This window comes from Prauserella flavalba (assembly GCF_003202235.1).
GTDB classification, from domain to species: Bacteria; Actinomycetota; Actinomycetes; order Mycobacteriales; family Pseudonocardiaceae; genus Prauserella_A; species Prauserella_A flavalba.
This window is the reverse complement of record NZ_MASU01000006.1, coordinates 24,978-47,763: the sequence shown is the minus strand read 5'-3', so window position 1 is coordinate 47,763 and position 22,786 is coordinate 24,978. Positions and strand designations below refer to the sequence as shown.

Annotated in this window: 23 protein-coding genes and 1 pseudogene; 16 read left to right on the top strand and 8 right to left on the bottom strand. The window is 72.6% G+C overall.

Features of this window, described 5'->3' with window-relative positions:
• Positions 1-8: 8 nt before the first annotated feature.
• Together BA062_RS16255 and BA062_RS16250 are read right to left on the bottom strand one after the other, a co-directional pair.
• Complete coding sequence (locus BA062_RS16255; RefSeq protein WP_110337512.1) at positions 9-2,984, bottom strand: AAA family ATPase; 2,976 nt, start codon at positions 2,982-2,984, stop codon at positions 9-11.
• Positions 2,981-4,147: an exonuclease SbcCD subunit D gene (locus BA062_RS16250; protein WP_168213998.1), complete on the bottom strand. Its 1,167-nt coding sequence runs from the start codon at positions 4,145-4,147 to the stop codon at positions 2,981-2,983. The genes BA062_RS16255 and BA062_RS16250 overlap by 4 nt, the downstream gene beginning before the upstream one ends.
• Before the next feature lie 171 nt (positions 4,148-4,318).
• On the opposite strand from BA062_RS16250, the gene rmuC reads away from it, so the two are divergent.
• Together rmuC and BA062_RS16240 are read left to right on the top strand one after the other, a co-directional pair.
• Positions 4,319-5,236, top strand: coding sequence for a DNA recombination protein RmuC (gene rmuC, locus BA062_RS16245; protein ID WP_110337508.1), 918 nt, complete (start codon positions 4,319-4,321; stop codon positions 5,234-5,236).
• Positions 5,237-5,376: 140 nt separating this feature from the next.
• Positions 5,377-6,387 (top strand): DUF6542 domain-containing protein, encoded by a 1,011-nt coding sequence (locus BA062_RS16240; protein ID WP_110337506.1) that lies wholly within the window; start codon positions 5,377-5,379, stop codon positions 6,385-6,387.
• A gap of 628 nt (positions 6,388-7,015) precedes the next feature.
• Here BA062_RS16240 and BA062_RS16230 read toward each other — a convergent pair.
• Positions 7,016-8,053 (bottom strand): 4-hydroxy-3-methylbut-2-enyl diphosphate reductase, encoded by a 1,038-nt coding sequence (locus BA062_RS16230; RefSeq protein ID WP_110337504.1) that lies wholly within the window; start codon positions 8,051-8,053, stop codon positions 7,016-7,018.
• Between the two features lie 118 nt (positions 8,054-8,171).
• On the opposite strand from BA062_RS16230, the gene BA062_RS16225 reads away from it, so the two are divergent.
• From BA062_RS16225 to BA062_RS16200, 6 genes are all read left to right on the top strand, one after another.
• The gene (locus BA062_RS16225; protein WP_110337502.1) at positions 8,172-8,765 is read left to right on the top strand and encodes a lipid droplet-associated protein; all 594 of its coding nucleotides are present in this window, start codon (positions 8,172-8,174) and stop codon (positions 8,763-8,765) included.
• The gene (gene xseA / locus BA062_RS16220) at positions 8,762-10,024 is read left to right on the top strand and encodes an exodeoxyribonuclease VII large subunit (protein WP_110337500.1); all 1,263 of its coding nucleotides are present in this window, start codon (positions 8,762-8,764) and stop codon (positions 10,022-10,024) included. The genes BA062_RS16225 and xseA overlap by 4 nt, the downstream gene beginning before the upstream one ends.
• A 2-nt stretch (positions 10,025-10,026) precedes the next feature.
• Entirely contained in the window at positions 10,027-10,449 is a 423-nt protein-coding gene (locus tag BA062_RS16215) for a hypothetical protein (RefSeq protein ID WP_110337498.1), read from the top strand.
• 9 nt (positions 10,450-10,458) lie between these two features.
• Positions 10,459-10,728 carry an exodeoxyribonuclease VII small subunit gene (locus BA062_RS16210; protein WP_110337496.1) on the top strand — a complete coding sequence of 90 codons (270 nt, stop codon included), beginning with the start codon at positions 10,459-10,461 and terminating at the stop codon, positions 10,726-10,728.
• Positions 10,729-10,834: 106 nt separating this feature from the next.
• On the top strand, positions 10,835-11,896 hold the full coding sequence (gene glpX / locus BA062_RS16205) for a class II fructose-bisphosphatase (protein ID WP_110337494.1): 1,062 nt from the start codon (positions 10,835-10,837) through the stop codon (positions 11,894-11,896).
• A gap of 5 nt (positions 11,897-11,901) precedes the next feature.
• On the top strand, positions 11,902-12,720 hold the full coding sequence (locus BA062_RS16200) for a S1 family peptidase (protein ID WP_425452925.1): 819 nt from the start codon (positions 11,902-11,904) through the stop codon (positions 12,718-12,720).
• A 3-nt stretch (positions 12,721-12,723) separates the two neighbouring features.
• Here BA062_RS16200 and BA062_RS16195 read toward each other — a convergent pair whose 3' ends face one another.
• Positions 12,724-13,710: an NAD(P)/FAD-dependent oxidoreductase gene (locus tag BA062_RS16195; protein WP_110337491.1), complete on the bottom strand. Its 987-nt coding sequence runs from the start codon at positions 13,708-13,710 to the stop codon at positions 12,724-12,726.
• 103 nt (positions 13,711-13,813) lie between these two features.
• Here BA062_RS16195 and BA062_RS16190 point away from each other — a divergent pair, with 103 nt between their 5' ends.
• Positions 13,814-15,211: a class II fumarate hydratase gene (locus BA062_RS16190; RefSeq protein WP_110337489.1), complete on the top strand. Its 1,398-nt coding sequence runs from the start codon at positions 13,814-13,816 to the stop codon at positions 15,209-15,211.
• 47 nt (positions 15,212-15,258) lie between these two features.
• Here the strand turns inward: BA062_RS16190 and BA062_RS16185 are convergent.
• A pseudogene (locus BA062_RS16185) lies at positions 15,259-15,528 on the bottom strand (aldo/keto reductase); the annotation flags it as partial.
• A gap of 9 nt (positions 15,529-15,537) precedes the next feature.
• Between BA062_RS16185 and BA062_RS16180 the strand changes: the two are divergent.
• Positions 15,538-15,786: an MmyB family transcriptional regulator gene (locus BA062_RS16180; protein WP_342768921.1), complete on the top strand. Its 249-nt coding sequence runs from the start codon at positions 15,538-15,540 to the stop codon at positions 15,784-15,786.
• Here the strand turns inward: BA062_RS16180 and BA062_RS16175 are convergent.
• The gene (locus BA062_RS16175) at positions 15,756-16,460 is read right to left on the bottom strand and encodes a zf-HC2 domain-containing protein (RefSeq protein ID WP_110337487.1); all 705 of its coding nucleotides are present in this window, start codon (positions 16,458-16,460) and stop codon (positions 15,756-15,758) included. The genes BA062_RS16180 and BA062_RS16175 overlap by 31 nt on opposite strands.
• Before the next feature lie 68 nt (positions 16,461-16,528).
• On the opposite strand from BA062_RS16175, the gene BA062_RS16170 reads away from it, so the two are divergent.
• Positions 16,529-17,065, top strand: a complete 537-nt coding sequence (locus tag BA062_RS16170) for a sigma-70 family RNA polymerase sigma factor (protein WP_210406904.1) — start codon at positions 16,529-16,531, stop codon at positions 17,063-17,065.
• Here the strand turns inward: BA062_RS16170 and BA062_RS16165 are convergent.
• Positions 17,049-17,624, bottom strand: a complete 576-nt coding sequence (locus BA062_RS16165) for a TetR/AcrR family transcriptional regulator (RefSeq protein WP_110337485.1) — start codon at positions 17,622-17,624, stop codon at positions 17,049-17,051. The genes BA062_RS16170 and BA062_RS16165 overlap by 17 nt on opposite strands.
• A gap of 72 nt (positions 17,625-17,696) precedes the next feature.
• On the opposite strand from BA062_RS16165, the gene BA062_RS16160 reads away from it, so the two are divergent.
• From BA062_RS16160 to BA062_RS16150, 3 genes are read left to right on the top strand one after another with little or no spacing between them, the layout of a single operon-like run.
• Positions 17,697-18,641, top strand: a complete 945-nt coding sequence (locus tag BA062_RS16160; RefSeq protein ID WP_110337483.1) for a DMT family transporter — start codon at positions 17,697-17,699, stop codon at positions 18,639-18,641.
• Positions 18,602-20,116: an ATP-dependent DNA ligase gene (locus BA062_RS16155; RefSeq protein ID WP_110337481.1), complete on the top strand. Its 1,515-nt coding sequence runs from the start codon at positions 18,602-18,604 to the stop codon at positions 20,114-20,116. The genes BA062_RS16160 and BA062_RS16155 overlap by 40 nt, the downstream gene beginning before the upstream one ends.
• Positions 20,117-20,125: 9 nt before the next feature.
• Positions 20,126-20,749, top strand: coding sequence for an MBL fold metallo-hydrolase (locus tag BA062_RS16150; protein WP_110337479.1), 624 nt, complete (start codon positions 20,126-20,128; stop codon positions 20,747-20,749).
• Here the strand turns inward: BA062_RS16150 and BA062_RS16145 are convergent.
• Entirely contained in the window at positions 20,727-21,056 is a 330-nt protein-coding gene (locus tag BA062_RS16145; protein ID WP_245959853.1) for a YybH family protein, read from the bottom strand. The two genes, BA062_RS16150 and BA062_RS16145, sit on opposite strands and share 23 nt — an antisense overlap.
• Between BA062_RS16145 and BA062_RS16140 the strand changes: the two genes are divergently transcribed.
• The gene (locus BA062_RS16140; RefSeq protein ID WP_245959852.1) at positions 21,037-21,330 is read left to right on the top strand and encodes a winged helix-turn-helix transcriptional regulator; all 294 of its coding nucleotides are present in this window, start codon (positions 21,037-21,039) and stop codon (positions 21,328-21,330) included. The two genes, BA062_RS16145 and BA062_RS16140, sit on opposite strands and share 20 nt — an antisense overlap.
• A gap of 11 nt (positions 21,331-21,341) precedes the next feature.
• Positions 21,342-22,781, top strand: a complete 1,440-nt coding sequence (gene guaB1, locus BA062_RS16135) for a GMP reductase (RefSeq protein WP_110337475.1) — start codon at positions 21,342-21,344, stop codon at positions 22,779-22,781.
• Positions 22,782-22,786 lie beyond the last annotated feature (5 nt).

Genomic DNA, 22,786 nt, shown 5'->3' with positions numbered 1-22,786 from the left:
CTGCGACATCAAGCAGCGGTCATCCCTCCCTCCAGCTCGATCGTGGACCCGGCGCGGGACTTGCGGATCCGCAGCCGGGTGGGGATGCGCTGGCGCAGCTCCTCGACGTGCGACACCAGCCCGACGACCCGCCCACCCGCGCGCAGCTCGTCGAGCACGTCCATCACCACGTCCAGCGTCTGCCCGTCCAACGTGCCGAAGCCCTCGTCGACGAACAGCGTGTCGAGCAGCGCCCCGCCGGTCTCGGCGGCGACCACGTCGGCGAGGCCGAGCGCGAGCGACAGCGAGGCGAGGAACGACTCGCCACCCGACAACGTCTTGGCGGGTCGCACCGCCCCCGAGTAGTCGTCGAGCACATCGAGGCCGAGCCCGCCTCGCGTGCCGCGGGAGCCGGCGGCGTCGGAGTGGACGAACGAGTAGCGCCCCTGGCTCATCGACCGCAGGCGCGCCGTCGCCGCGACAGCCACCTCCTCGAGCCGGGCCGCGAGCACGTACGAGCGCAACGACATCCTGCGCGAGTTCTGCCCGCGCCCGTTGACGACATCGGTGAGGGCGTCGAGCTCCGCGAACTCCTCCTCGGCCGGAGCCAGCTCCGCGAGCGCGGCGGCGAACCGCTCCGCGAGCCCGTCCACCTCTTCCGCCCGCTGGGTGGCCGCGCGCAGGGTGGCGACGGCGCTCTCGGCCCGCGTCCTCGCCTCCTCGGCGGCCAGCCTGGCCGGCTCGGTGTCCACCTCGTCGTCCGGTGACACCGCTGCCAGCTCGGGCTCGGCGAGCACCGCGCGGGCGGCCTTCTCCTCCGCCTCCGCGTCGGCGAGCGCCCGTTCGAGGTCGGCGACGCGGGCGTCGGTACGGGCGGCCGCGAGCGCCTCCTCGACGGTGTCGAACCCCGCCCGCCGGACAGCGTCCCGGACCGCGGTCAGCTGCTCGTCGAGCCGCTCCTTCTCGGTCGCCCTGACCGTCCGGGCCTCGGCGAGCGCGTCGAGCGCGCCGACCACGGCGACCAGGTGTTCCCTGCGCTCACCGACATCGGCGAACCTGCCGCGCGCGACGTCGAGCCTGCGCTCACGCTCCTCGACGCGCTGGGCGAGTGTCCGTCGTTGCTCCTCGGCAACGCCCGCCGACCGTTCGGCCTCGGCGCGCTGGGCCGTCAACTCGGCATACTCGGCCTCGACCGCCTGCACGGAGGCATCCAGCCGAGCCTTGCCTTCCGCCAGCGTGGTGAGCTGAGCCAGCTCCGTGCGCACCGTGGCGAGCGCGTCGGTGAGTTCCTCCGCCGTCCGGCCTTCCAGCCGCTCGCGCACGGCGGCGAGCTTGCTCTCGGCCTGGTGCCGGGCCGTGAGGGTGGCGGCACGGTGCTGTTCGGCGGCGCGTTCCCGCTCCGCCGCGGCGGCCTCGTCCGCCTCACCCACGGGGTCGGAGGTCGCCGTCGCCGGCGCCGGGTGCTCGGCGGACCCGCACACGGGGCACGGTTCGCCCTCGCCGAGCCGTGTCGCCAGCTCGGCCGCCATCCCGGCGAGGCGCCGCTCCCGCAGGTCCAGCAGCACCGTCCTGGAGGTGTGGTAGGCGTCGGTGGCCTCCTGCTCCAGGCGGACCGCCTCGGTGACCGCTCGCTCGAGCCGGGGGATCTCCTTCGCCGCGGAAAGGGCGTCGACCAGGTCGGATTCCCTCGTCCGTACGCCGTCGAGCCGCACCTCGGCCGCAGCCGCCTGCTCGCGCTGCAGGCGCAGTTCCCGAGCACGCTCGGGCAGACCCTGCAGCTTCTCGCCGAGCGCCGTGGCCTGCGCGGTGGCGTAGGTCGCCGTCTCCACGAGGTCCCGCAACCGCTTGCGATCCCTCTCCTGCTGCTCGGCTTCGGCGACGAGCCCCGCGAGCGCGCCCGCCTCCTCCCGCAGCGACCCCGCCCGCTCGCGCAACACCGCGACAGGACTGTCCGGTTCGGCGAACCCGGTGCTCAGCAGAGCCTCGCGCGCGGTGGCCTCCGCAGCGCGGGCGCGCTCGAACCGCTCGTTCTGCCGATCGGCCTCGGCCGCGGGTCCCGTGACGGTGACCGCCCGGCGCGCCGAGGCGAGCTCGGCGGCCCACCGCGCGCGCTCGTCCGCCTGCTCGGCCAGCGCCGCGATCCGCTGCCGCGCCGCGCGCACCCGGCGCACGCGCTCCTCGGCGGTCCTGCGCTCCTGCAGCGTCGCCTCGGCGCGTTCCCGTGCCGCACTCGCGAGCTGCTCCTCTTCGCGGGCGGCCGCGACGGCCTCGGCCGCGCGCCGCCTGAGCGCGAGCGCCCACTCGCTGCCCGCGTCCTCCGGCGGCTCCTCGCGCGCCGCCTGCGCGAGCCGGGCGAGCCACTCGCGCACGGACTGTCTGCGCCGGTCGAGCTCCCGCCCCCTCGCCGTGCGCAGCTCACGGAACCAGCGCTCCGCGTCGGCGAAGCGCTGCGTGCCGAACAACCGCTCCAGCAACTGCTCCCGCTCGGTGGTGTCGGCACGGAGGAACCGCGCGAACTCCCCCTGCGGCAACAGCACGACCTGAAAGAACTGCTCGGCGTTCATCCCGAGCAGCCGCTGCACGGTGCGCGACACCTCGTCGATGCGCGTGATGCCCTCGGCGGCCTGCCCGTGCGGCACCTCCCCGAGCCACGTCAGCGACGCCGTGGCCTGCTGGGTGGTGAAGCCGTCACCGCGCCGCTTGGGACGCTGGTACTCGGGACTGCGCACGAGCCGGAGCCGGTGCCCCTGCACGCTCAGCTCCAGCGCCACCTCGGTGGCCGTGTCGTTGTCGGCGATGTCGCACCGCAGCCGTTTGACCTGCCCCCTGGCACCGGGCACCGCGCCGAAGAGAGCGAAGGCGACGGCGTCGAGCAACGTGGTCTTGCCCGCGCCCGTGTCGCCGTGCAGCAGGAAGAGTCCGTCCGCGCCGAGCGCGTCGAAGTCGACGACCTCGCGGCGCGCGTACGGACCGAACGCCGTGATCTCCAGTCGATGCAGTCTCACCGCGAATCACCGTCCTGTTCGGGATCACGTTTGCCCGCGGCTTCGAGTGCCGCGGTGAGCAGTGCGTGCTCGCGCTCGCTCGGCGGCGCGCCCCGGCAGTCGTCGAGAAAGCCGCTCGCGATCTCGGTGTCCGACCGCCCGCGTACAGCCTCGGCGTAGCGGAGCACGGTCGCCTGTCCGCCTTCCGGTTCCCAGTCCAGGTGCACCGCATGGGGAAACCGCTCCCGCAGCCTCCGCATGGCGTCCACGGGCCGCACGCGGTCGGTGAGGGTGGCGGAGACGAAACAGTCCGCGAACTCGGCGTAGTCCGGGGCTTCGAGGAGGTCGGCCAGCAGGCCGCGCATGGTCGCGAGCCGCCTGGGCACCGGCAGGTCGCGCCGTTCGACACTGGCGAGCCCGTCGGCGTCGAGGTCGACGAGCCACACCGATTTACGTTGCGCCGTCTCGGAAAACGAGTACGCGAGCGGGCTTCCCGAGTAGCGCAGGTGCTCCGCAAGAGTCTGCGCGCCGTGCAGGTGTCCGAGTGCGACATAGTCGGCGCCATCGAAGACAGAGCCGGGAACCTGTTCGACACCGCCGACGGCGATGGTGCGTTCGGAATCGCTGCCGACGCCGCCCGTGACGAAGGCGTGCGCCAGCACGGCCGATCGCGTACCGGATTCCCTGCCCGCGAGGTCTTCGGTGATCCGGCGCATCGCCTCGGTGAGCACGCCGGTGTGCCCGCGCGCCTGCGGAACGCCGAGCACGTGCCGGGCGATTTCCGGCTCCAGGTAGGGGATTCCGTAGATGGCGACCGGTCCGTGGCCGTCCTCGAGCAACACCGGTTCGGCCAGTTCGGCCGCCGTCGTGCGCAGGTGCAGACCACCGGCCGCGGCGAAGTCGGCGAACGCACCGAGCCGCGCCGCCGAGTCGTGGTTGCCAGGCGTGATGACGAGCTGGGCGCCCGCTTCCCTGATCCGCTTCATCGCACGCGTGGCCACACGGACGGCCTCGGCGGAGGGCACCGCACGGTCGTAGACGTCGCCCGACACGAGGACGACGTCGACCGCCTCGCCGGCCACCAGGTCGGCGAGGTGAGTCAGGACCGTCTCCTGCTCGGCGAGCAGGTCGGCACCGTGGAAAGTCCGTCCGACGTGCCAGTCCGAGGTATGCAGCATCCGCACGCGATCAAAGCTAGGACGCCGGGCCGACAGAACCGGGTACAAACGACCGGCGTGTCACTCGAACGTGTGTTCGATTAGCGGTCTCGCCGGTTTTGTCGGTGGCGTGCGCCATGATGCGTTCAGTCGATCACGAGCCGGGATCGGCGGGACAAGACCGAAGGGAGCGTGCCCGTGGGTTCGACGGTGCTCGCCACGGCGGCAGTGGTGGTCGCCTTGCTGCTGGCGGGAGCGGTCGTCATGTTGTGGCGGCTGTACCAGGACGGCATGCGCAGGGCCGATGCGGCCGCGCGGCAGGTCGACGTCGAACGGGCGCGAGTGGACGAACAGCAGACGGCTTTGCGCCGCTACGAGGTCGCGTTCGCCTCGATCAGCGGGCGCGGGGAACTCGGCGAGCAGGTGCTGATCGAGACGGCCCGCGCGCTCGGGTTGCGTGAGGGTCTCCACTTCACCCTGCAGACCGACCTCGCCGGCGGCGGGGCCGCGAAGCCGGACATGGTGCTGCGGGTCGGTGGTGACCGGTCCGTCCCCGTCGATGCCAAGGCCAGCATGGCGTGCTGGGCAGAGGCCGTGGAGACCGACGATCCCGAGGAACGGCTCGACGCCCTGCGGGTCCACGTCCGCAACCTGCGGTCGAGGGCGGCCGAACTCGCCGCAAAGGGCTACCAGCGATGGGCGGACGCGATCTACGGCACCGTCATGTTCGTGCCATCGGACGCGGCGGTGGTCGCGGCGCTGGACACCGATCCGGAACTGCTGCGGTGGATGCTCGACCGCCGCGTGTTCCTGTGCGGGCCAACGGGATTCGCGGTGGTCGCCTCCGCCGCGATGTTCGCGGCGACGGAGAGGACGCTCGTCGACGACGTCGAGCGGGTGCGCTCGTCCGCGGCGTCGGCACACCGGGCGGCCGGCAACGCCGTCGACGCGGTCAACCTCTCGAGCACCCACCTGCAACGGTTCCTGTCGGCTCGGCGACGGGAACTGGACGCGCTCGAGAGCTTCCGGGCGAGCGTGGCTCCACTCACGGAGGCCGCGGCGAGCCCCGCTCCGGTACCCGCTATCCGGAAAGGGGACGAAATAGCGACAACCTGACGAAAAACTCAGCCGATGGTTCATACCATTACGGTCATGACCGCTCTGATGTGCTTGAACTCACGCTCTCAGGTATTGCGAGCGGCGAGGTCGCGGAGTGGTAGCGGGTTTCGGGGGTAAACGGGATACGGTGTTGCCTCGTGACCGCCATACGCGACCGCCGGAGCGATCCTGACGCCGCAGACGACGATGCGCAGATCCCGTGGGGTGAGCGTGCCGTCCTCGGCGCCCGGCGTGGTCTGCCTTGGTGGGGAGCCGTGCTGCTCACCCTCGGTTTGGCAGTGTTGGGCGCCATCGTGGACCTGCAGGTCTCTGACGACCTGGGCGTGTTGTTCCAGGTGGTGTTCCTGATCGGCTCACTGGCGGCAGTCGCAGCCGTGCAGCGGCGGAACCTCTTCGGGCCGATGGTGCAGCCGCCGCTGATCCTGGCCGTGACGGTCCCGGTGCTGGTACTGACGGCGTCCGGGCTGCCCTCAAGCAGCGACACCCTGGCCAAGGTGCTCGCGATCAGCACACCGCTGATCAACGCGTTCCCGATGATGGCGATCACCACGGGGCTGACCGTGGCGTTGGGCTTCTACCGCATGTATCGCGAGCGGGATCCCGAGGCACCGGAGAAGAAGATGCGTGCCAAGGGCACGCGAGCCGAGGACAAGGCGCGCCCTGGCGACCCGGATCGCAAGAGCCGTCTGGCAAAGCGTGCAAAAGGGGCAGATGAGGACCGTCCCGATCGTCCTGAGCGAGCGGACGGGGCAGGCAAGCGGCCGCCTGAGGAGCGCGGCGATCCGCCCCGGCGTGGGCCGGGCCAGGGTTCGCCCGCCGCCGGTGCGGCCGGGGGCCGGAGGCAGCGACCTGAGGACGCCCCGCGTCGCGGCCGGGACCGGGCGGCGGAGCGCGACGCGGGTCCGGGCGGCAAGCCACCACGCGACCAGGCGGGACGACCGAGGCAGCCGCGCGTCCCCCCGGACGCCGCCGAGCGCAAGCGGCGCGTGGAGGAGTGGCCGGACTCGATCCGCGGCCCGAAGCGGCCGCGGCGAACGCCGCCGCCCTCGGACGATCCGCAGGGACGGCCCCGCAGGCCCCGGCGCGAGCCGGGCCGGGACGAGCGGCCTCCCCGCCGCCACCGCCCCTGGGACGACGACCGGGGCTGACCGTTCGCGCACGCCGCCGATGATGCGGAAGCGCCGTTCGCGCACGCCGCCGATGATGCGGAAGCGCCGTTCGCGCCGCAGGCGCGCACGCGGGCTCCGTTCGCGCCAACGACAGCCAGCCGTGAGGACTCCGTTCGCGCCGCAGGTACGCAAGCGGGCTCCGTTCGCGCCGATGGCCAGCCGTGAGGGCTCCGTTCGCGCCGAGAGCCAGCTGTAGGGGCTCCACTCACCTCGCCCACGCGCAGGCTCCGCTCGCGTCGGCCACGCACGGGCTCCCTTCACCCCGCAGGGCACGCAACCAAGCCCGTTCGCGTCGGCGTCGACACGGCACGGCACGGCACGGCACGGCACGGCACGGCACGGCACGGCACGGCACGGCACGGCACGGCACGGCACGGCACGGCACGGCACGGCACGGCACGGCACGGCACGGCACGGACGAGTGTGCGCGGTGGCCGGCCCTCCGAAGCGGCGGCGCGTCGCCCGACGCGGAAACTCCGTTCGCGCCCCACCCCCAACCGGCGAGCGGATCATGCACCGACGCAAAGGTTCCCTCCACCACCCGGTGAAGGGAACCTTCGGAGCGAGTACGGCCTCGCCGCCCCCGTGGGACGGTCCGGCGGGAGGGTCAGCGGACGCTGCTGCGCGCCGTCTCCGAACCCGAACGGAGCTCCCGCGGCAGCGCGAAGGAGATCTTCTCGTTCGCCGTGGTGACCTCCTGGACATCGGCCCAGCCGCGATCGGCGAGCCATTCGAGGAGCTCCATCACGAGCACGTCCGGCACCGAGGCACCGCTGGTGACGCCGACCGTCTCGACGCCGTCCAGCCAGGCCTCGTCCACCTCGTGCGCGTAGTCGACCAGGTGGGAGTCGCGGGCGCCCGCCTGGAGCGCCACCTCCACGAGCCGCTGCGAGTTCGACGAGTTGGCGGAGCCGACCACGAGCACCAGATCGCACTCGGCGGCCATCGCCTTGACGGCCACCTGCCGGTTCGAGGTCGCATAGCAGATGTCGTCGCTGGGCGGGTCCGAGATCTCGGGGAAACGCTCGCGCAGCTGGTCGACGCGCTCCATCGTCTCGTCGACGCTCAGCGTGGTCTGGGAGAGCCACACGACCTTCGACGGGTCGCGCACCTGGACCTTCTCGACGTCCTCCTCGGTGTCCACGAGCTGCACGCGGTCCGGCGCCTCGCCCGAGGTGCCCTCGACCTCCTCGTGCCCGGCGTGGCCGATGAGCATGATGTCGTAGTCGTCGCGCGCGAACCGGTTGACCTCCTTGTGGACCTTGGTCACGAGGGGGCAGGTCGCGTCGATCGTGCGCAGGTTCCGTTCCTCCGCCTCGGTCCGCACCGCCGGGGAGACGCCGTGCGCGGAGAACACCACGAGGCCGCCCTCGGGCACCTCGGACGTCTCGTCGACGAACACCACGCCGCGCTCACGCAGAGTGTCGACGACGTGACGGTTGTGCACGATCTCCTTCCGGACGTACACCGGCGGGCCGTGCATCTCGAGCGCCTTCTCGACGGTGATCACGGCACGGTCGACACCGGCGCAGTAACCGCGCGGCTTCGCCAGCAGAACGCGCTTACCACCGGTGACGGGCGCGTCGTCGGCGGACGGCACCGATACGCTGGTAGCAGGCTCTGTTCCGGGACTCGCTGCACTCATGCCACCCAGGGTACGGGTGCGACGGACCCGGCAAGCCGGGAGACGACTTCGTGGGATACGCGACACGCGTTAACCCATTCGGCTGGGCAGGATGAACCATGTGCGGCAGGCTTAGGGCATGAAGCAACTCCCGTTCCCCGTCCGGGTGGCCGCGGGGCTCGCCGTCACGACCGCCGAGCGGGTTCGCGGCCTTCCCAAGCAGCTCACGGAGCTGCCGGTGACGGTCGCCAGCCAGGTGTTGCAGGCCTCGATGCGGGTGCAGCAGCACGTCACCGAGCTGGCGATCAAGGGGGACGACGCGCTCTCCTCTCTGCGCCCCGCCGAGGAGGCGCCCAGCTGGGCGACGTTCGACGAGGACCTGGAGGAACCGCCGAGCACCCCCGAGCCGAACGGGCACCGCGCCGCCACGGCCTTCGACGACCCGTGGGTCGCCGAGGAGCGCGCGCTGGCCGAGGAGCACACCGAAGGCGAGTTCGACAGCCCCGGCGCGCCCAGCGCGGGGCCCGCGGGCGTCACCGACTACGACTCGCTCACGCTGCCGCAGCTCAGGGCGCGGCTGCGCCGGTACACGCTGGCCCAGCTGGAGGAGCTGCTCGCCTACGAGCGCGACCACGCCAACCGGCCCTCGTTCACCGGCATGCTCACCCGCCGCGTCGGCAACGTGCGGGCCGAGCAGGCCGAGGGCGGCTCCGAGGACACGACCGAACGGTGAGCAGCGGCACCGAACCCGCGACCCGGCCCTCCGGCCAGGCCTCCACCGCCGAGAGTCCCTGGCCGGTCCGCACGGTCGCCCGCAAGATCGCGGACTGGATCCACCGCCTCGGCACGGTCTGGGTCGAGGGGCAGGTCACCCAGATCTCCGCGCGGCCCGGCACGTCCACCGCCTTCCTGACGCTGCGCGATCCGGCCGCCGACGTCTCGATGTCGGTGACCTGCCCGATGCGCCTGCTGCGCTCCATCGATCCGCCGCTGCGCGACGGAGCGAGCGTGGTGGTGCACGCCAAGCCGACGTTCTTCCTCGGCAGGGGAACGCTGAGCCTGCGGGCCAACGAGATCCGCGCGGTGGGCATCGGCGAGCTGCTCGCGCGGATCGAGCGGCTGCGCAAGCTGCTCGGCGCGGAGGGTCTCTTCGCGCCGGAGCGCAAGCGCAGGCTGCCGTTCCTGCCCAAGGGGGTCGGTCTCATCACCGGCCGCGCCTCGGCCGCCGAGCACGACGTGCTGGTGAACGCGCAGGCCCGCTGGCCCGCCGTCAAGTTCCACGTCGTCAACACCGCGGTCCAGGGCTTGAACGCGGTGCCGCAGATCGTCCGTGCACTCTCCACTTTGGACGCCAACCCCGAGGTGGACGTGATCGTCATCGCGCGCGGCGGCGGCAGCGTCGAGGACCTGCTGCCGTTCTCCGACGAGACGCTGTGCCGGGCCGTCGCCGCCGCGGGCACACCGGTGGTGAGCGCGATCGGGCACGAACCCGACTCGCCGCTGCTCGACCACGTCGCCGACCTGCGCTGCTCCACGCCCACCGACGCCGCCAAGCGCGTGGTGCCGGACGTGCGCGAGGAGACCGCCCGCGTGCACCAGCTACGCGACCGGGGCCGCAGGGCACTGCACGGCTGGGTGGACACCCAGTGCCGGCTGCTCGACCAGCTCCGCAGCCGCCCCTCACTGGCCGATCCGCTGGGCCCGATCGAGCGCAGGGCCGACGAGGTGGAGCTGAACGTCGAGCGCGGCAAGCGGGCGATCTTGACCACACTCGCGCACGAGCAGAGCGCGCTGACCTCGGCTCGCGCGCGGCTCACCGCCCTCGGCCCTTCGGCGACGCTCGAACGCGGGTACGCGGTCGTGCAGTTCTCGGACGAGGAAGGCAACCTCAGGGTGCTCCGATCGGTCTCTCAGATTGCCGAAGGAACCGCGCTGCGCGTGCGCGTGGCCGACGGCGCGATCCGAGCGACCGCCCTCGCACCCGAGGAGTGAGGATGCAGCACTGCACGTTCCTCCCGCTGACCACCGATGCCGCCGCCCGCCTCTGCCGGAGCACGACCGGGGAGCGGCACGGCAGGGCGAGGGTCGTCCGGCACCGGGCCGCCGAGGTGGAGACGGCCGCAGCGCACTGCTGGACCGCGCTGCTCGCCGGCTGCGACGCCGCGGGCAGGTGGGAACTGCGGCCCCGGCTGCGCAGCCTCTCGGAGGCCACGTCGCTCTACGCCGGAACCCGCTGGTGGTTCACCGACGGCTCGGTGCACCGCAGGCGGGTCGCGGGCGCCCAGACCTCGATCGAGGACGCCATCGCCGACGGTGACGGCGGCGAATTCGCCAGGGCCTTCATCGGTTACGACCACGCGATGGCCAGCGCGGTAGTGTGCGCAGCGAGCACCACCCGCCAACGATCGAGAGCGTGAGACAGCAGCGTGAGCGAACCAGACGGCACGGCCGAACTCGGCTACGAGCAGGCCCGCGACCAGCTCATCGAGGTGGTGCGTGGCCTGGAGGCCGGTGGCCTCTCCCTGGAGGAGTCGCTCGCACTCTGGGAGAAGGGCGAGCGGCTCGCGCGGCTGTGCGAGAAACACCTCGAGGGCGCGCGTGAGCGGATCGAGGCGGCCCTGGCTACCGTGGAGGACGCGCCGGACGCCGAGATCACCGAGGACGCCGAAGGCTCCGCCGGCCGCGACTCGGAGTGACGTCCGCGACAACTGTGTGCGTCCGATTCGGCGCGCCGCCTGGTTAAGGTGAGGCGGGCCGTATGCAGGTGACGCCAGCGTCGACAACGCCATCCGGGAGGCAGCAATGACCGCCGACAACTCGTCCTCGAGCTCGACGAGACGCGTGGAGGCTCCGGACCGCAACCTCGCGATGGAACTCGTCCGGGTCACCGAGGCCGCGGCGATGGCCGCGGGCCGCTGGGTCGGCAAGGGCGACAAGAACGGCGGTGACGGCGCCGCGGTCGACGCGATGCGCCAGCTCATCGGCACGGTCTCGATGCGTGGTGTCGTCGTGATCGGCGAGGGCGAGAAGGACGAGGCGCCCATGCTCTACAACGGCGAGGAGGTCGGCAACGGCGACGGGCCCGACTGCGACGTCGCCGTGGACCCGATCGACGGCACGACGCTGATGTCCAAGGGCATGCCGAACGCGCTCGCGGTGCTCGCGGTCGCCGAGCGCGGCGCGATGTTCGACCCGTCCGCCGTGTTCTACATGGAGAAGCTCGCCGTCGGCCCCGAGGCCGCGGGCGCGGTAGACCTGGCCGCGCCGATCGCCGAGAACATCCGGCGCGTGGCGAAGGCCAAGCACAGCGGGGTCTCCGACGTCACCGTGTGCATCCTCGACCGGCCGCGCCACGACGGCATCGTCAAGGAGGTTCGCGAGGCGGGCGCCCGCATCCGGTTCATCAGCGACGGCGACGTGGCGGGTGCGATCGCGGCGGCACGGCCCACCACGGGTGTGGACATGCTGCTCGGCATCGGCGGCACGCCGGAGGGCATCATCGCGGCGTGCGCCATGAAGTGCCTCGGCGGTGAGCTGCAGGGCAGGCTGTGGCCGAAGGACGACGCCGAGCGGGAGAAGGCCATCGCGGCGGGTCACGACCTCGACCGCGTGCTCGGCACCGACGACCTCGTGCGCGGCGACAACGTGTTCTTCTGCGCCACCGGCGTCACCGACGGCGACCTGCTGCGCGGCGTGCACTACCGCTCCGGCGGCGCGACGACGCAGTCGATCGTGATGCGTTCCAAGTCGGGCACGGTCCGGTTGATCGACGGCTACCACCGGCTGACCAAGCTGCGTTCGTACTCGTCGGTCGACTTCGACGGCAGCGGCGCCGACGACGACGTCGTCCCACCGATTCCCTGATGGGGGTGGTCCGGCGCCGACTCGCGGCCGTGCTGGCGGCCGCCGTCGTCCTGTTGTGCTCGTGGCCCGCTCCGGCATCGGCGGTGCAGCCGCTGCTCGTCGGAGGGGTCGACGCCGACCAGAACTACCCGTTCATGACCGCGCTGGAGCTGCCCTCTGGCGAGCACCTGTGCGGCGCCTCGCTGGTCAAACCGGCCTGGTTCGTCACCGCGGCGCACTGCGTGCAGGGCAGGACGGTCGACGGGTTCACGGCCCGGGTCGGCAGCAAGGACCGCACCCAGGGCGGCGAGGCCGCCAAGCCGGCCGAGATCGTGGTGCATCCCGACTACGACCCGGCCGGTTCGGGTGGCGACATCGCGCTCGTGCGGCTGGCCGCGCCGGTCAAGGCGGCGCCGGTCGAGCTTGGCACGCAGGCGGCGGCGGGCACGGCGACCCGGCTGCTCGGCTGGGGTCAGACGTGCCCTGAGCAGAACTGCGGACCGAGCCCGGCGGTGCTGAAGCAGCTGGACACCAGGATCGTCGACGGCAAGGGCTGCACGGGTTTCGACGCCTCGGTGGAGCTGTGCACCGGCAACCCCGGCGGGACGAAGGGCGCGTGCTACGGCGACTCGGGCGGGCCGCAGCTGGTGCGGGTCGAGGAGCGCTGGCAGCTGGTCGGCGTCTCCAGCCGCCCGGGCAACGACGACGCGAAGTGCGCCACCGGTCCGTCGATCTACACGTCGGTGGTGGCCTACACGCAATGGATCAACGACCGGACCGCGCCACCGCCGCCGCCCCAGGAGCCGGAGCCCACACCGGAACCGACGCCGACACCGACACCGTGAGGCTCACTCCATGTTGCTGGAGTGGCCGGGGAACAGGTGCGCCTCGGGGTTGAGGGTCACGGCGATGTTGTTGATCGCGGTCGCGGCCTCCCCGAAGCCGGTGGCGATGAGCTTGACCTTGCCGGGATAGGCGGCCACGTCGCCAGCGGCGAAGACCCGATCCCGCGCCGTGGCCATCGTGGAGTCCACCGCGATGGCGCGGTGGTCGATCTTCAGGCCCCAGTTCTCGATGGGCCCGAGGTCGGCGGTGAAGCCGAGTGCGGCCACGACGGTCTGGGCGGGCAGCACCACGCGCTCGCCGCCCTTGATCTCCAGTTCCACCTCGGCCAGCTCGCCGTCGCGGTCGCGCAGCGCGGTCACCTCGGCGTCGGTGATGATGCGGGCGCCGCCCTCGCGGGCCTGGCGCACGATCGACTCCGCGGCACGGAACTTCGCCCGCCGGTGCACGAGCGCGACGCTGTTGGCGATGGGCTGCAGCGCGAGCACCCAGTCGAACGCGGAGTCGCCACCGCCGACCACGACCACGTCCTGCCCGGCGTGCGCGTCGAGCGCGGGCACGAAGTGCACGAGTCCCCTGCCGAGCCAGCCGTCGCCCACCGGCAGCGGGCGCGGGGTGAACTCGCCGATGCCGGCGGTGATCAGCACGGCGCCCGCCCGCACGACCTCGCCGCCGTCGAGCGTCAGTTCCAGGCCCGCGTCCGTGGTGGTGAGCGCCTCCGCCTTGCGCCCGAGCAGGTAGGTGGGGTTCCACTGCCCCGCCTGCTCCACGAGCCCCTTGATCAGGTCCCGCCCGCGCACGGCGGGAAACCCGCCGACGTCGTAGATCATCTTCTCCGGGTACATCGCGGTGACCTGTCCGCCCGCTTCCGGCAGCGAGTCGACGATCGCCGTCGACAGGCCGCGGAAACCCGCGTAGTAGGCCGCGAACAAGCCGGTCGGTCCCGCCCCGACGATCAGTACGTCGACGCCGGACTCACTGGGCGAGCCCATTGGCTCACCGCCCTTCCGCCGGTGGTGGGTGGCAGTCTCGAAATCCGATCTTAGTGCGCAAGGACACCGGGCGGGGCCCGTAAGGCTGGGCCAGACTGGCGCTATGGCTGAACAGCGATACCGGATCGAGCACGACACGATGGGCGAGGTCAGGGTTCCCGCCGACGCCCTGTACCGCGCGCAGACCCAGCGCGCCGTCGAGAACTTCCCGATCTCCGGCCGTGGCCTCGAACGCGCCCAGATCCGCGCGCTCGGCCTGCTCAAGGCCGCCGCGGCCCGCGTGAACGCCCGGCTCGGTGTGCTGGACGGCGACCTCGCCGCCGCCATCGCGAAAGCAGCCGACGAGGTCGCCGAGGGCGCCCACGACGAGCACTTCCCGATCGACGTGTTCCAGACCGGTTCCGGCACGTCGTCGAACATGAACGCCAACGAGGTGATCGCGACGCTCGCCTCGCGCGCGCTCGGCCGCGACGTGCACCCGAACGACCACGTCAACGCGTCGCAGTCGTCCAACGACACGTTCCCGACCACGATCCACGTGGCGGCAACGGAGGCCGTGCTGACCGACGTGGTGCCCGCGCTGGACCACCTGGCGACCGTGATCGAGCGGCGCGCCGCCGAGTGGAACGACGTCGTGAAGTCGGGCCGCACGCACCTGATGGACGCGGTGCCGATCACGCTCGGCCAGGAGGCGGGCGCGTGGGCGGCGCAGGTCCGGTTCGGCATCGAGCGGTTGCGCAGCGGCCTGCCGAGGCTCGGCGAGCTGCCCATCGGCGGCACGGCGGTCGGCTCGGGGCTCAACGCGCCGGACGGCTTCGGCTCGGCCGTCGCCGACGAGCTGGCGAAGGTGACCGGCCTGCCGCTGACGGAGGCGCGCGACCACTTCGAGGCGCAGGCGTCGCAGGACGGCGTCGTGGAGACGTCGGGACACCTGCGCACGGTCGCGGTGTCGCTGAACAAGATCGCCAACGACCTGCGCTGGCTGGGTTCCGGTCCGCGCACGGGCCTCGCCGAGCTGGCCCTTCCGGACCTGCAGCCCGGCAGCTCGATCATGCCGGGCAAGGTCAACCCGGTGATCCCTGAGGCCACGCTGCAGGTGGTGGCGCAGGTGATCGGCAACGACGCGGCCGTCGCGTTCGCCGGCGCGCAGGGCAACTTCCAGCTGAACGTCAACCTGCCGGTGATCGCGCGCAACGTGCTGGAGTCGGCGCGGCTGCTGGCGGCGGTGTCGAGGCTGCTGGCGGACAAGGTCTTCGCGGGCCTGGCCGTCAACACCGAACGCACGCGCGCCTACGCCGAGGGCTCGCCCTCGATCGTCACACCGCTGAACAGGTATCTCGGGTACGAGGAGGCGGCGGCCGTCGCGAAGCAGGCCCTCAAGGAGCTGAAGACGATCCGCGAGGTCGTGCTGGAACGCGGTCACGTCAACGACGGCAAGCTCACCGAGGAGCAGCTCGACGAGGCGCTCGACGTGCTGCGGATGGCCCGCGGCGGGAAGTAGCCGGACACCGGCGGAAAGGGCCTCTTCCCGCCGGTGAGCCCTGCCGGTTACCGGCGCCTGCGGAGTGCCGGATCGGTGAGCGAGGGCGGCAGGTAGTCGGCGTCGAGCGGGTTGAGGTCGGTGCCAGGGGGCACGATCTCGTCGATCCGGTCGAGCACGTCGTCCTCCAGCACCAGGTCGGCACCGGCCAGCAGGTCGGCGAGCTGCTCGTGGGTGCGCGGGCCGATGATCGCCGACGTCACCGCCGGATGCGCCCGCACGAATGCCAGCGCCAGGTGGGTCAGGGGCCTGCCGAGCTCGGCGGCAAGTTTGCGCAGCCGCACGAGGTGTTCCGCAGACTGTGGAACTCGCATTCGGTGCAGGAGAAGGCGAACGGCGTGAAGCACATCCGCAACCCGGTGGTCGGCGATCTCGTGCTGCGCTACGAGACGCTGCTGCTGCCCGACGACCCGACGCAGGCGCTGATCACCTACACCGCTGAGCCCGGCTCGGAGTCCGAACGCAACCTGCGCCTGCTCGCGAGCTGGGTGGCCGGGCGGCCCGCTCAGGCGGCCCTGCGCGCGGCGGGCGGCTGATTCTTCTCGCGCGAGCTTTCCGTGCCCGCACGTTCGGTGTCGGTGCCGGCCCTGGCGGACCACCGGTGGCGGTCGTCCCCTCGGCTGCCCGGCCACGGGCTGCCGCGTTCGGCGGTGCCCAGCAGCACGGTGAGCAGCGCACCGGCCAGCAACGGCAGGTGGGTGCCGAGCCGGTGCCACGTGACGTTGCCCTGCACGACGTCGGCCACGGACAGCAGCACGAGCGCCGCCGACACGGTGAGCAGCAGCGGCCACTGGCTGCGGGCCCTGCCCGGCCGCGCCGCGACCCACAGCAGCGCGACGCCGATGGCGAGGTTGAACGCCGCCGTCTCGTTGAGCAGGTGCCCGGTGCCGTGCGCGGGGTCGGAGGTGAGGAACTGGCCGGCCACGACGCCCAGCTGGCAGAGCGCCGTGACGGCGAGTGCCCAGCGCAGGCCGCCGCGCCACTGGGCGCGGCGCGAGGGCCGGAACCCGGCGAGTGCACGTTCGGTGACGTCCGGGACCTCGACGGCGGGCGCGAGCCTGGCGAGCCGCGTCACCTCGGCGGCGCGCTCACGCCAGGCCGCGCAGTCCGGGCACCTGCCGGCGTGTTCGTCCAGCTCGGCGGGCTCGACGCCGGGGTCCTCCCCGTCCAGGGTCGCGGAGATCGCCTCGCGTGCGGTCGCACAGTCCATACCCTGCAGGTTGCCATCCGGACCCGGAAAGTTCCCGGCCACCTGCCACTGCTCTAGGGTCGATCGCCGTGGACGACGAGATCACGCACTACGCGGTGCGGGCCGCCGACGGCGACCGGCACGCCGCGGAACGGTTCGTCGCCACGACCAGGGGCCCGCTGCACCGGCTGCTGACGTACCTCTCCGACCCGGGCTCCGCCGAGGACCTGGTGCAGGAGACCTACCTGAGGGCGTTCGGCTCGCTGCGTGGCTACGAGGGTCGCTCCCCCGCGCGCACGTGGCTCTTCGCGATCGCCCGCAACGTCGCCGCCGACCACCTGCGGGCCCGCAAGCGCAGGCCGCTCACCAGCGCGACGGCGGTCCCCGAGGCTGCTGCTCCCGACCACGGCAGGCTCGTGGCACTGCACGCGCTGGTCGCGGGGCTCGACGCCGAGCGGAGGGAGGCGTTCGTGCTCACGCAGGTGCTCGGCCTGAGCTACGCGGAGGCGGCGGATGTGTGCGGCTGCGCGGTCGGCACCATCCGCTCCCGCGTGTTCCGGGCGCGCGACGACCTCACCCGCGCCGTCGGCGGTGAGGAGGGCGAGGCCGTCAGCTCGACTCGATGAGCTGCTTGGCCACTTCCTTGGCGTTGCCGACCGCACCGGGCACCACCCCGAGCGTCGAGGTCACGTTGGCGCCCTCGATGAGCACGAGCAGCGACGTGGCGAGCTTGCGCGGGTTGCGCACGCCCACCTCCCTCGCGAGGGTGCGCAGGTACTCCAGCAGCCACTGCTTCTGCTCGCGGATCACGTCCCGGCCGGGGTGCGCGGCGTCGGGCAGCTCGGCGTGCGCGTTGACGAACGCGCAGCCGCGCGGGTTCTCCTCGGCGATCCACTGCTCCAGCGCGTCGAACACGAGCAGCAGGCGCCGCGCCGGGGCGATGCGCCCTCGCTGCTCGACGACGCGGATCACGTGCTCGCGCCAGCGTTCGTCGCGGCGCCGCAGGTAGTGGGCGATGAGCGCGTCCTTGGACCCGAAGCGGTCGTAGAGCGTCTTCTTCGTGACCCCGGCCTCACTGGCGATCGCCTCGACGCCGACGGCGTGAATGCCGTTGTCGTAGAACAGTTTCCCGGCCACCTCGAGCACGCGCTCGGCGGCCGGTGTCAACGTCGTCTCCTCACTCACCCCTTGACAGTATACCGATCGGTTTAGTACGTCTAGTAACCATACCGGTCGGTTTACTCGAAGGGAGACCCGATGAGTGCACTGCTCGCGGTCGGCTTCGTGCTCATGTGGAGCTCCGGCTTCGTGGGCGCGGTGCTCGGCACCGCCTCGGCGGGCGCGGAGACCCTCCTCGCGTGGCGGTTCCTCGTCGTCGTGCTCGTGCTCGGCGCGTGGTGGGCGCTGACCCGGCGCAGGCGCCTGTCGGCACGCGAGGTGGCGGTGCACGCGCTGGTGGGCCTGCTGTCGCAGGGCGTGTACCTCTCCGGGGTGGTGTGGTCGGCCGAGCTGGGCGTGCCCGCCGGGATCGCGGCGCTCATCGCCGCGCTGCAGCCGATCGCCGCCGCGGCGCTCTCGGGGCCCCTGCTCGGCGAGCGCACGTCCGCGTCGCAGTGGCTCGGTCTCGTGCTCGGCCTCGGCGGTGTGGCGCTGGTGGTCGCGGGCGACCTCGCCCGGCCCGGCTCCGCTCCGGCACTGGCGTACGCGCTGCCGTTCCTCGCGATGGCGGGCCTGGTGGCGGCCACGTTCACCGAGCGCAGGCTGCCGACGGAGCTGCCGCTGGGCGACTCGCTGTTGATCCAGTCCGGGGCCAGCGCCGTGGTGTTCACCGCGGTGGCCGCGCTCACCGGCGGACTCACCCCGCCCTCAGACGGCTCGTTCTGGTTCGCGGTCGCCTGGGTGGTGGTGCTCTCGACGTTCGGCGGCTACGGCTTCTACTGGCTCAACGTCCGGCGCGGCTCGGTCACCAGGGCCTCCACGCTGCTGTACCTCACGCCGCCGACCACGATGGTGCTGGCGTTCCTGATGTTCGGCGAGCAGGTCACCGCGGGCGGCCTGCTGGGACTGGCCGTCTGCTTCGCCGCGGTGCTGCTGGTGCTGCGCACACCCCGCTCGCAACGCTCACCACGCGAAGTGTCGGTGCCCGGGGAGATGATGGCGGCATGCTCCTCCACGACGTCGTCAGCGCCTCCACGGACCTAGCGGCCACGCGCTCCCGCAAGGCCAAGACCGCGGTGCTCGCCGGGCTGCTCACATCCGCGCGGCCGGAGGAGCTGGCCGCCGCCGTCGCGTTCCTCACCGGGCAGCCGACGCAGGGCCGCATCGGCGCGGGCTGGCGCACGCTCGCCGAGCTGCGCACCGAGCCCGCCGCCGAACCGGGGCTCACGGTCGCCGACGTCGACACCGCGCTCGGGGAGGTGGCGGGCACCAGCGGCAGCGGTTCGGCGAAACGGCGGGCCGAGGTTCTCGGCGGCCTGCTCGCGCGCGCGACCAAGGCCGAGCAGGACTTCCTGTTCCGGCTGCTGACCGGCGAGCTGCGGCAGGGCGCGCTGGAGGGCGTGATGGTCGACGCGATCGCCGAGGCCTCCGGGGTGGCCGGCGAGACCGTGCGCCGGGCGTTCATGCTCTCCGGACGGCTGCCCGCCACGGCCCTGGCCGCGATGACGGGCGGCACCGAGGCGCTGCTGGAGTTCCGGCTGGAGCTGGGCAGGCCGATCCGGCCGATGCTCGCCTCCCCCGCCGAGTCGCTCGGCGAGGCACTGGCCGAACTCGGCTCCGCCGTCGTGGAGTACAAGATGGACGGTGCGCGGATCCAGGTGCACCGGGACGGCGACGAGGTGCACGTCTACACCAGGACGCTGCGGGAGATCACCGCGCACGTCGGCGAGCTGGCCGACCTGGTGCGCGCGCTGCCGTGCGACTCGGTGGTGCTCGACGGCGAGACGCTCGCACTGGCCGACGACGGCAGGCCGCGCCCGTTCCAGGAGACGATGTCGCGCTTCGGCAGCACCCGCGAGGAACAGGTGCGCGCTCTGCTGCTGCGGCCGTACTTCTTCGACTGCCTGCACCTCGACGGCACCGACCTGCTCGACGCGCCGCTGCGCGAGCGCAACGCGGCGCTGCGCCGGGTCGCCGGCGAGCACATGATCCCCGGCGAGAGCGAGCCCGCCGACGCCGACGCGCTGCTGGCCGCGTCGCTCGCCGACGGGCACGAGGGCGTGGTGGTCAAGGACCTCGACGCACCGTACGCGGCGGGCAGGCGTGGCAGGGCGTGGCTGAAGGTCAAGCCCGTGCACACACTCGACCTGGTGATCCTCGCCGCCGAGTGGGGCCACGGCAGGCGCACCGGCTACCTCTCCAACCTGCACCTCGGCGCCCGCGACCCGGACGGCGGGCCGCCGATCATGGTCGGCAAGACGTTCAAGGGCCTCACCGACCAGCTGCTCGCGTGGCAGACCGAGCACCTGCCCGAGCTGGAGACCCACCGCGACGACTGGACCGTGTACGTGCGTCCCGAACTGGTGGTGGAGATCGAGCTGGACGGCGTGCAGACCAGCACGCGGTACGCGGGTGGTGTGGCGCTGCGGTTCGCGCGGGTGCTGCGCTACCGGCCGGACAAGGAGGCCGGCGACGCGGACACCATCGACGCGGTGCGCGCGATGCTGCCCGGCGGTTAGGGTGCGCGCATGGCAGCGACTGTGCAGAACGTGGTCACCTCCGGCGTCTTCGAGCTGGACGGTGGCAGCTGGGACGTTGACAACAACGTGTGGATCGTGGGTGACGACACCGAGGTGCTCGTGATCGACGCGGCACACGACGCCGCCCGCATCGCGGAGGCCGTCGGCGGGCGCGCCGTACGGGCCATCGTGTGCACGCACGCGCACAACGACCACGTCAACGCCGCGCCCGAGCTGGCCCGGCTCACCAGCGCGCCGATCCTGCTGCACCCGGACGACCGCGTGCTGTGGGACCTGACGCACCCCGGCCGCGCCCCGGACGGCGAGCTGGCCGACGGGCAGACGCTGACCATCGCGGGCACGGAGCTGCACGTGCTGCACACACCCGGGCACGCGCCCGGCGCGGTCTGCCTGCACGCCCCCGGCCTTGGCGTGGTCTTCACCGGCGACACCCTCTTCCAGGGCGGCCCCGGCGCGACGGGTCGCTCCTACTCGGACTACCCGACCATCGTCGGCTCCATCACCGAGCGCCTGTTCGCGCTGCCCGACGAGACCGTGGTGCACACCGGCCACGGCGAGCACACCACGATCGGCGCCGAGAAGCAGGGCGCTACCGGTTGGGAGCAGCCCTGACGCCAAAGGGGTTGTCGATCACGTAGCGCCAGTGGCCGTCCTCGCCCCGGCAGGCGACGTCGGTGGCCGTGCCCTCCAGGTGCACGCCGTCGCCTTCGATGGTCCAGTCGACGATCAGCAGGGCGATGTCGTCCGCGACCTCGACGCGGCGGGGCCGCACCGTGATCGGCAGCCCGAGCGCGAGCAGCTCGGCGTTGGCGCGGTGCACGTCCGCGCCGGTGACGCTCACGCCGTCCGGCCGCACGAACACGGCGCCGTCCTCGTAGACGATCTCGGGGGTTCCCGCGTTGAACGCCGCGGCGAACACGAAGGGATGCTCGGCGGCGCCGGTGGTGCTGCGCGAGCTGATGGGCGGACCGCACTCGTTCGGGCAGCTGCGCGAGGCGCTGCCCACACTGTCGGCGAAGGTCCTCACCGAGCGCCTCGGCGGGCTGACCGACCGCGGGCTCGCCGTGCGGGAGGTGCGCCCCGGCTTCCCGTCGCGGACCACCTACCGGCTGACCGCCGCGGGCCTGCGGCTCCGCCCGCTGCTCGCGGAGCTGTACCGCACCGGGGCCGCATTGTCCGGATTCAACCCGTAAGCTGAGATCTCGTGCAGTTCCTGGATGGCCAGCGGCCCCCTCACGACCTGACCTACGACGACGTCTTCCTGCTGCCGAACCGCTCGGCGGTGGAGTCGCGCTTCGACGTCGACCTCTCCACCGTGGACGGCACCGGCACGTCCATCCCGGTCGTCGTCGCCAACATGACCGCGGTGGCGGGCAGGCGCATGGCGGAGACCGTCGCCAGACGGGGCGGGCTCGTCGTGCTGCCGCAGGACGTCGACCCGGTGGCGGTGGCCGACATCACCCGCTGGGTCAAGGACCGCGACCCGGTCTGGGACACCCCGCTCGTGCTCACCCCCGGTGACGCCGTCGCGGACGCGCTCAACCTCGTCGGCAAGCGCGCGCACGGCGCCGTCGTGGTGGTGGACGCCAACGGCAAGCCCGTCGGTGTCGTGGACGAGGCCGCCTGCACGGGCGTCGACCGCTTCGCCCGGCTCGGCGACGTGGTGGACGCGGCGGCACTGACCGTCCCGATCGCCACGCCGCCCCGCGAGGTCTTCGACCGGCTCCACGAGCACGGCGGCAGGCTCGCGCTCGGCGTGGACGACGAGGGCAGGCTCGCCGGCGTGCTGACCCAGGTCGGCGCGCTGCGAGCGGGCATCTACCGCCCGGCCACCGATGGCGAAGGGCGCCTGCGCGTCGGCGCGGCGATCGGCGTGAACGGAGACGTCGCGGCCAAGGCGGAGGCGGTGCTCGGCGCGGGCGTCGACGTGCTGGTGGTCGACACCGCGCACGGGCACCAGGAGAAGATGCTGGCCGCGCTCAAGGCGGTCCGCTCGGTGTCGCCGTCCGTGCCCGTCGTGGCGGGCAACGTGGTGACCGCGGAGGGCACGCGCGACCTCATCGAGGCCGGTGCCGACGTGGTGAAGGTGGGAGTCGGCCCCGGCGCGATGTGCACGACGCGGATGATGACCGGCGTCGGCCGTCCCCAGTTCTCGGCGGTGCTCGACTGCGCCGCCGCCGCCCGCGAGCTGGGCAAGCACGTGTGGGCCGACGGCGGCGTGCGGCACCCGAGGGACGTCGCGCTCGCGCTGGCCGCGGGTGCCTCGGCCGCGATGGTCGGCTCCTGGTTCGCCGGCACGCACGAGTCGCCCGGCGACCTGCGCTACGACGAGCACGGCAGGCCGTACAAGGAGTCCTTCGGCATGGCCTCCAAGCGCGCCGTCGGTGCCCGCACGCGGACCGACAACGGCTACGAGCGGGCCCGAAAGGCCCTGTACGAGGAGGGCATCTCCTCCTCGCGGATGGCGCTCGACCCGGCCAGGCCGGGCGTGGAGGACCTGCTCGACTCGATCACCGCGGGAGTCCGCTCCGCGTGCACGTACGCCGGCGCGCGAACGCTGGAGGACTTCCACGAGCGCGCGGTGCTCGGCGTGCAGTCGGCCGCGGGATTCGCCGAGGGCCGCCCGCTGCCCGCAGGCTGGTGACGGCC